At 65.2% G+C, this 8,192-nt stretch carries 5 protein-coding genes; 2 read left to right on the forward strand and 3 right to left on the reverse strand.

All coding sequences use genetic code 11. The features are described from left to right. Together DBR22_RS01030 and DBR22_RS01035 are read left to right on the forward strand one after the other, a co-directional pair. A partial coding sequence (locus tag DBR22_RS01030; RefSeq protein ID WP_108597380.1) for a 3-methyladenine DNA glycosylase occupies positions 1 to 782 on the forward strand: 782 nt, incomplete at its 5' end. Continuing rightward, complete coding sequence (locus DBR22_RS01035) at positions 779 to 1,180, forward strand: serine protease inhibitor (RefSeq protein WP_258228998.1); 402 nt, start codon at positions 779 to 781, stop codon at positions 1,178 to 1,180. The genes DBR22_RS01030 and DBR22_RS01035, both read left to right, overlap by 4 nt. Positions 1,181 to 1,243: 63 nt before the next feature. Here the strand turns inward: DBR22_RS01035 and DBR22_RS01040 are convergent, their stop codons facing one another. The 3 genes from DBR22_RS01040 to DBR22_RS01050 form a co-directional block, all read right to left on the reverse strand. Beyond that, positions 1,244 to 4,351: a S8 family serine peptidase gene (locus tag DBR22_RS01040; protein WP_108597381.1), complete on the reverse strand. Its 3,108-nt coding sequence runs from the start codon at positions 4,349 to 4,351 to the stop codon at positions 1,244 to 1,246. 193 nt (positions 4,352 to 4,544) lie between these two features. Then, complete coding sequence (locus tag DBR22_RS01045; protein ID WP_108597382.1) at positions 4,545 to 4,946, reverse strand: substrate-binding domain-containing protein; 402 nt, start codon at positions 4,944 to 4,946, stop codon at positions 4,545 to 4,547. Positions 4,947 to 4,986: 40 nt separating this feature from the next. Continuing rightward, on the reverse strand, positions 4,987 to 7,950 hold the full coding sequence (locus tag DBR22_RS01050; RefSeq protein ID WP_108597383.1) for an exo-alpha-sialidase: 2,964 nt from the start codon (positions 7,948 to 7,950) through the stop codon (positions 4,987 to 4,989). Positions 7,951 to 8,192 lie beyond the last annotated feature (242 nt).

The raw sequence follows: 8,192 nt of genomic DNA on the forward strand, positions 1-8,192 counted from the left end.
CGTACTACACCCAAAAACCGGGCCAGCTGTTGCGCTGGCACCCGGGTGCCGGCGTCGTACTAACCGGGGAGCGGGCCGCTGCCCGCACGGGCTGGAAGCACTACAGAACGCTCGACGACGGCGAACTCGCCTCACTCGGGCTGGCGGCGGGAAGCGTGGCGGTCACCTTTGACCGCGGGAAGTTCCTGGCCGACCGGCAGGACGCCGTGACGTTTGCCGGGATCATTCTCCGCGGTACAGCGGCGCGGCCGGCCCAGTTCGGCTGCTTCGGGTTGCATGAATGGGCCATGGTCTACCGTCAGGACAAGTTTGATCTGCGTCACGAGTACCTGAAGCTCAGGCTGGGTTCTGCCGGAACGGACCAGGTGGTGGAAAAGAACCGGATCAGGTGCTCGCACTTCGACGCCTTCCGTTTCTACACCCCCGACGCCATCGCGCTCAACGAGCTGACGCCCAGCCGCGAGAACCAGCGGCACATGGAACAGCCGGGGTGCCTGCACGCCAACATGGACCTCTACAAGTGGGCTTACAAACTCCTGCCGGCACTGCCCAGCGAACTGGTGATGGACTGTTTTGAGCTGTCGTGGCGGATCAGGGCCATGGACATGCAGGCGTCCCCGTACGATCTTGAGGAGTGGGGCTATCCTGCAATCAGGATTGAGACCGCTGACGGCAAGGCCGCCTACGTGGAGCATCAACGGGCCTTCGCCGCCGAGGCTGCGGAGCTCCGGGGCCGCCTGGCCGCCGCGCTGGCGCCGCTCACACCATCGGAAAGGCAGTGAATCACCTGGACTCCCCCGACCACCGCGCAGCAGATCCCCTTGACCTGACCATCAGGCTCAGGGAGGAACCGGACGCGGAAGAGTATGTATTCCGGCTCGTCGCCGAGGATGGCCGGTCCAGGGAAGAATCCACGCTGCCGGACCCGGACGCCGCCCTGGAAGCCGTGGAGCGGTTCGGCCAGGATATTTTCTTTCCCCTGCCGGGGCCGCCGAAACTGTGCACGCAGCAGTACGGCGGACCGCAGGTTGCACTGGTCACCGGAACCTTCCATGGCCGGGAGGTCAATGCGAGGTTCCAGAAGACCGACGGGTGCGAGATTGCCCGCTGGAAGGCCCTGGCACCGCTCCTCGGCGGTGCGCCCGGAACCGGAAGATCGACCGCCGGGTCCTGGACATAAAACGTCCCGGCCAGCTCAGCTGACCGGGACGTCTTATTCTGCTTTTATTGCGCTACGCGTGCGCTACACGCCGGGGATCCCCTCGACGGTGGCCATGGCCGGGGAACCGGCCGGAGCCGGTGCCGTGCCTGCCCCCACCTGGACGTTGACCCAGGTCCGGATGCCGTTCTCCCCCAGGCTGAGGCGGGATGCGTAGGAACCCTCCGACAGCCCGGTCCAGTTCAGCGTGGCACCCGTGGCCGTTCCGTTCGGTGCCACAATCGGATTCGGATTGACTGTCAGGTTCCCGGCATCACCGGAGAAGGACACAGCCTGGATCGCCGCGTTGGCAGCCCCGCCACTGGGTGTGGAGTACAGGTTGGCCACGATGTAGTACGTTCCCGCCTTCGGTGCCTCGAGGTCCAGGAACTCACTGGCTGCAGCGGTGGCAACCTGGGTGGCCACCAGACCGCCCGTTCCGTTGGGCCCATAGACCACCAGGTCCCAGTCGACGTCGTTCGTCTCCGCCTGCACGCCGAGCCGGGCAAAGGTGGCGCCCTCCGGAATCTTGACGGCCACCACGGCGTTGTGTGCGTCGTTCTTGGCAGCATAGGCACCCGGAACCTTGTTGATTCCGGTCTGGCTGACCGGGGCGAGTCCCTCCACTGCGACGCCGATGGGCTTGTCGGAGCCGGACACCAGGTCCATGGTTCCGGTCCCCGTACCGGTGACGGAACTGAACGAGAAGGACGGCGCGATCTGCGCGTCAACGGGCCGGATGGCTATCGGCGAGGTGACCGTGCGCGGACCCTTCCAGGTCAGCGAGCCGGTGGTGAACTCACCCACGGGGGCGCTGACATTCCTGATGGTGAGGGTGACCTCGCGGGTCTGGCCTGCCTTGGAGAAGTTCAGCGACTGGGGCTCCACCTGGACGTTGAAGCCCGGCATGGTGACCTCCGGACGGTACATTCCGGGAACCAGGGCGGTCAGCTGGCGCTTGACCTGGACTTCACCCACCAGGCTGCCGAGGGCAATGGAGGGGAGGTTCAGGTCCTTGGCCGCGACTGTGCCGGCCTGCGGTGCGCCAGTGTCCACTCCCTGGCCATTGAGGAAGCCCAGCCAGTCCTTGATGCCCGAGTTATAGACCAGGCCGGGATCAAGCACCCGCAGTGAATCAATGTGGCCTGCCCCGCCGTCGAACGGATTCGTGTTGGGGGTTCCGTCTGCATTAAGCAGCGGGTAGGCGGTGGTCATCATGGCGGATTTGACCATCGCGGGGCTCCACTGCGGCTGCTTGCCGAGAACCAGCGCACCGAAACCGGCGATGTGGGGAGCTGCCATGGACGTGCCGGACATAAAGCCGAACTGTTCGCCGGCGTTTCCGATCGTTGATACACCGGCAAGGACGTTGACGCCGGGGGCGGAAATGTCCGGCTTCAACAGGTCACCGCCGGAGGCGAGGCTGGGACCCCTGGAGGAGAACCCGGCCACCTGGGGAGCCGGAGCCTGGGGGTCACCGGTGAGGTCGCCCTTGACGAGACTGACGGTGAGTGCCGTGTTGGCGGCCAGCTTGGCCTTCAGTTCGGGTCCCTTGGGAGCGTTGACGTGGACTGTGGGGAGAACGTGGTTATCGGCGTCCTCGGAGCTGTTGGCAAGGTTCACCAGGATCATGCCAACGCCGCCCTTGTTCTGGACCTCGAGGCTCTTGGCCGTCCGGTCCACCACACCACGGTCGCAGACCACAACCTTGCCGGCAACCTTCGCCGGGTCCAGCGTGCCGGGGCCGCACAGGTTGGCGTTCGTGACGCCTGCCGCAGCGGCCGCTGCGGCAACCACCACGGGCTTGTCCGTGACTTCGGACTTCATGATGGAGGCACCGCGGTAGAGGGTGCCGTCCGATACCTTGACCGTTCCCTGCAGGTCGCTGGGGAACGTGGAGGCGGCCACGGTGGTCAGCCACGGGGAAGCATGGTTGACGGTGGATTCCGCGGGGCCGGAGTTACCGGCAGAGGCAGCCACGAAGACGCCGGCTGCAGCAGCGTTCAGGAAGGCCAGGGCCACGGGATCGGTGGTGCTGTCCGTGTTACCGGAAATCGAGTAGTTGAGCACGTCGACGCCGTCCTTGATGGCGGTGTCGATTGCGTCGATGGAGGCGGAGGAGTAGCAGCCTCCTGTTGCCGGATCGGTGTCTTCCCAGCAGATCTTGTAGACGGAGACCTTTGCCGCCGGCGCCACACCGGAGCTCTTGCCGAAGCTCACGCCATCGAGGACCTGCTCAATGTTGGCGTTGCCGGCAGCCGTGGTGGCCGTGTGGGTGCCGTGGCTCCCCACGTCCACCGGGGAAATAAGTTCCTCCGGTGCGCGGTTCGCGGCGGGAACGAACTGCAGGAAGGCGTCGGCGAAGTACCGGGCGCTGATGACCTTCGAGTTGCACAATGTTCCATCGAACGCCGCCCCGGTGCCCTCGCCTTTCTCGCATTCGCCGACGAAGGTGGTGCCGTCGGCCTTGAGCATGGCAATTTTTCCATCACCGGTGCGGTACGGGACCCCCACCTGGGCCTTTCCGCTGAGCGGCTGGACCGGCTCGCCCTGCAGGAACGGGTTGTCCGGGGCGTAGCCTGAATCGATCACGCCAACCACCACACCCTTGCCGGCGTTGGCCTCGCCGCCAAACTTTGTTGCCCATGCGCCTTCGGCTCCGGTGAGCTTCAGGAAATCGGTGGTGGTGTAGTCAGGGGCGTTTTCGACGTCGGGCGAGACTGTCAGCACCCGGGTGTCTTTGGACAGCTCTGCGGCCTGGGCCGCGCTCAGTTCGGCGGTGAAGCCGTTCAGGGCAGCAGTGAACTGCTTGGCCGGCGTCACTCCCTGTTCCGCGGCAACCTCACGCTGGACCTTGCGCAGGTGGGCGTCGTAGGCCTGGTAGCTGGGACTGCCGGCATCGAGCTTCCGCCCGTTCTGCGGCTTGGTGGCCCCCAGCCCGGGAGTTTCCCCCTCGTAGGCAGCAGCAGCCTTGGCCGCGAGAACCACGATATAGCGGCCGTCCTTGAACTCTGAGGCAGCGGTGTTCTTTGCGGTTATTGCCGTGTCCTGCCCGGCGGGCGCCGCGGTAGCGGGGCTCATCGCCAGCGAGGTGAGGAGCAGCGGCAGGCCCACGGCCATTGCCGTCGCCCTCCTCAGTCCCCCGCCCTGCATGGGGCGCTTTCCAGTTGATTTCACGAGCGACTACACCTTTCACGAGGAAACGGGCCGGCCACGTTGCCGGTATGAAGAAGCTGGAACGGCAAAATGACATTACAGATCTTGTAATGCGATGAGACCAGCGTATTCAAACAGTACAGACTGATAGCTCAATATGACATAGGACACAGAACGTTTTTCGAGTCAGTCATACGCACTCCGAATAAGGGCAGGTGAGTGCAGGAAGCCGGGCAGGGGCTGAGGTGGAGTCCCTGATAATAAGGCGTGCCGGCAGGACCAAGGGCCGGCCCGGCCGGGACTGGGCGCCCTGGGCAAAGGCGAGCAGATTGGAGACTGCGGCGGACCCGAGGGCGCGGAGGGGTGCTTCCACCGCAGTCAGGGCAGGAGCGACCGGTCCGGTTTCGTAGCTGTTGTCAAAGCCCACCACACTGACGTCCTCAGGGACTCTGATGCTGCGCTTGTGAACGGCCCGAATGAATCCCATGGCCATCTCGTCATTGTAGGCGCTTACGGCAGGAGGTGGGATGGGCCAGCCATGGGTTGCTTTGACAGCAGAAGACCCCCACCGTACGGACGTTGAAAGGTCCACGCGTGGGGGTCTTCCTTGATGTTCAGATCAGGGAACCCCTTTAGCCCTTGGGCGTGACCTGCAGGCGGTCGAAGGACACCTGCTCCCCGTCTTTGTCCAGAACCACCACGTCGTCGCGGCCGTTCTGCACATCGGAGGGCAGGATGAATTCAACCGTTTTGACGGTGGTTGGGAAGATCCAGCCAACCCTGTAGCCCGTCTTGTTCAGGTACACGTAGTACCACTGGCCGTAGTCCAGGCCCTTCAGGGTGACTTTCTGGCCGTTACGGTACTTGTCCAGCGTGCCCATATCGAAGGGCGGCACCTGCCCGTCGAAGTCCTGGAGGGCGAGGACGGGGATGGTCTCCGGCTGCGCCGGCTGGAGGTTGAGGAGCATCGCCCCGCCAGTCACCGTTGCGGTGACCGGCTTGGCCCCGTTGGAAGCGGTGGCTTCAAACGAGATGGCCTCGAGCCTGCCCGCCGTGATGTCCGCCGCGGTCAGGACGTGCTCACGCGTCTCGGTGACAGTGCCTCCCACTGCCAGGGCATCCTGGCTGATGGAAGCGTCGGGGGCGCTCAGGCCGGTCAGCGTGACGTTGCCGGCATTGCCCACGGTGTACGTGTACGTGACGGTGTCGCCCTGGCTGGCGAAGCGGTCGCCGTCGACGTCGTTCCATTCGGCGGCTATGGTGCCCTCGAGGCGCGCCTCGCGGACCTTCAGGTCCACTTCACCGCCGTCAATGTCGTACGTCCGGGTGCTCTGGCCGGTGGCGCTGACCTCCCAGGTGGTCTTCGGAACGAAGAAGCCCTGTGCGGCTTCCTCGGCAGTCACGGTGTGGCGCGGCGTGGCACACACGTAGCCCTGCCCGGCCGGCAGGGCACTGTAGCGGCAGTTCCCGGCGCCATCAGGGACAAACGGGCTGAAGTTGCCTGCAGTCGGAGCCACCTTTTCCAGCAGCGGCCCCGTGTTCCGGACGTTGAAGGTGTACGGGACGAGCTCGCCTGCGGCGTAGGGCCGGGCGGACAGATCGCGCCCGACGTCGGCACGCGCACCGCTGACGTCAGCAGCCAGCAGTCCGTCCCGCAATGCCACCGCAGCACCCGTGAACGGCACGGTTTTGGTGAGCGACGGCGTCGCGCTGGCTGTGATGGCGAAGCTTGCCGCCGGTACGAAGTAGCCGCGCTCAACGTCCTCTGCGGTTACCGTGTGCCTGGCCGACGTGCACGTGTAGGTGGCCCCGGCGGCCAGATTGTTGAACCGGCAGTTGGGGGCCGACGGCGGGAGGAAACCTGAATCGAACGTGCCGGAGACAGGGACGGAGTTGGCCGTGACGTTGGCCGTGCTCTTGACCGTGAAGGTGTAGGACAGGACGTCGCCGGCCTGGTAGGGGCTGGCAATGACATCGCGGGCGGGGGCTGCGCCGGTGATGGTGAGGCCCACCTGCGGGGCCGCCGGGACGGTGGCGGTGAACGTGAACTGCGAAACCCGGCCATCCGCCGTCGTGAACGCCGCGTTGAGGTTTTGCGGGCCACTGGCATTCGCCGGTGCCGTCAGGGCAACGTTGACAGTGGCCGAGGCGCCGGCCGCGACGTCGGGGACAGGCGCCGTCGTGGCGCTCCAGCCGGTGGGTGTGTAGACGGTGGCGGTGGCACCGGAGAGGGTGGTGGCTTCCTGGTTGGTGACGGTGACTGCTACCTGCTGCGTTGCCCCCGGTGCTGTGGTGATTGCGGGGACGGAGAGCGGGGCGCAGACGTAGTTCAGCCAGGCGTCGTCGAACTTTGCGAACTGGATGTTGTCCGTGTAATTGCCCTCATACAGGACGCCGAACTTGCCGTCTTCGAGCCGGGACACCGTGGAGTAGGCGGAGAAGCCGGAGCGGATGGTACGCACGCCCGGCCAGGTGGCGCCGTCGTCGCAGGAGACGCGCGCGGAGACGTTCTCGCGGCCGGTCTTGGAGTTGGAGTTGGTGAAGATGAGCTTCCTGGCATCGGCTGAACCTTGTGCCGCGGTCGGGAACATCCGGGCGATGGAACCGTTGTTGGCCGGATCCGGAAGTTCGGTGTCCTGGGTGACGGGTCCATAAGTGGCGCCACCGTCGGTGGAGATGGCCACTTTGCGGTAGCCCTGGTTGGCGTTGTCGCGGGAGTTCAACAGGACGCGGCCATCTGAGAGTTCAACAGTCTTGTTCTCGTCCATGCGGTCACCCACGTTGGCGCCCTTGTGCCAGGTCACGCCGTGATCGTCCGAGTAGACGCTGTAGGCCTGAATCCTGTTGGTGCCGTCGGCCTGGCGGACATCGCCGGCGTACTGCTGGATGAGGCGGCCTTTGTATTGGCCATACTTGAGCTGGATGCCTTCACCGGACGATGCGAAATTGGAGCGCACGTCGCCGGCCGCGGGGCTGGTCTTGCTGGTGCCGGGTTTGGTGACGTTGGTGATGAGCCGAGGCTGGCTCCAGGAGACGCCACCGTCCGAGGACTCGATCACGGCTGAGGAGATGACCGTGCGGTCCCCGTCGTCGTTGCCGAACTGGCTGCCCCCGAAACCCTGATCTTTGGAGAACACGAAAAAGTTGAAGACCTTGCCGGTCTCTGCGTCGTGAATGTAGGAGGGGTCGCTGTAGCCGTACCTCGGGCCGCTGGCATCTGCCACGTGCCCAGCGGCAATGACCTGCACGGGGCCCCAGGTCTGGCCGCCGTCGGTGCTGCGGCGCTGCACGATCGAGTTGGGGTTCGGCGCGTCCGCTGAACTGCCGGGGCGGCCGTCCCAGGATGCGAGCACCACATTGTTGCCCAGGTACGTCAGGGCCGGGATCCGGTAGAAGAAGTCAGCGGCCGTGCGGTCCGCGCCGACGTTGGCCTCGGTGAAGCTGCCGGGAGCCAACGCCGGGTTGTTCGGCGGAATGGGAGCGGCCTGCGCGGCAATCCCCGGGCCAGCGAGCAGGGTGAGCGCTACCAGCCCGGCTCCTGCCGTGTGGGCGAGGTATCGATATCTGCTCCGTGAGGTGAAAATTCGCAAATCCATATCCTTTCAAGGCGCCGCGAAGGCGGCGGATCGGGAGAATTCGTCGCTCGGCCTGGCGGTGATACCACCTGCCACATACGACGTCCTATGACCATAGTGTGCCGAGGATCACTTGGCTAGTGTTGAAGCGAGGAGCCGGTGTGCCGGTGTGGGCTTACCAGAGCCGCGACGCACCAAAAAGGGCACTCCCCTTGAGGGAGTGCCCTGAGTGAGCCTGCGTTTTTTGGGTGGGTCTATTCGCG

The sequence above is a fragment of the Arthrobacter sp. HMWF013 genome, assembly GCF_003061105.1.
Classification (GTDB): domain Bacteria; phylum Actinomycetota; class Actinomycetes; order Actinomycetales; family Micrococcaceae; genus Arthrobacter.

Bases quoted from the DNA above. Each gene is read 5' to 3' on its own strand.
- DBR22_RS01040 (WP_108597381.1), bottom strand. From the start codon at position 4,351: ATGCAGGGCGGGGGACTGAGGAGGGCGACGGCAATGGCCGTGGGCCTG.
- DBR22_RS01050 (WP_108597383.1), bottom strand. From the start codon at position 7,950: ATGGATTTGCGAATTTTCACCTCACGGAGCAGATATCGATACCTCGCC.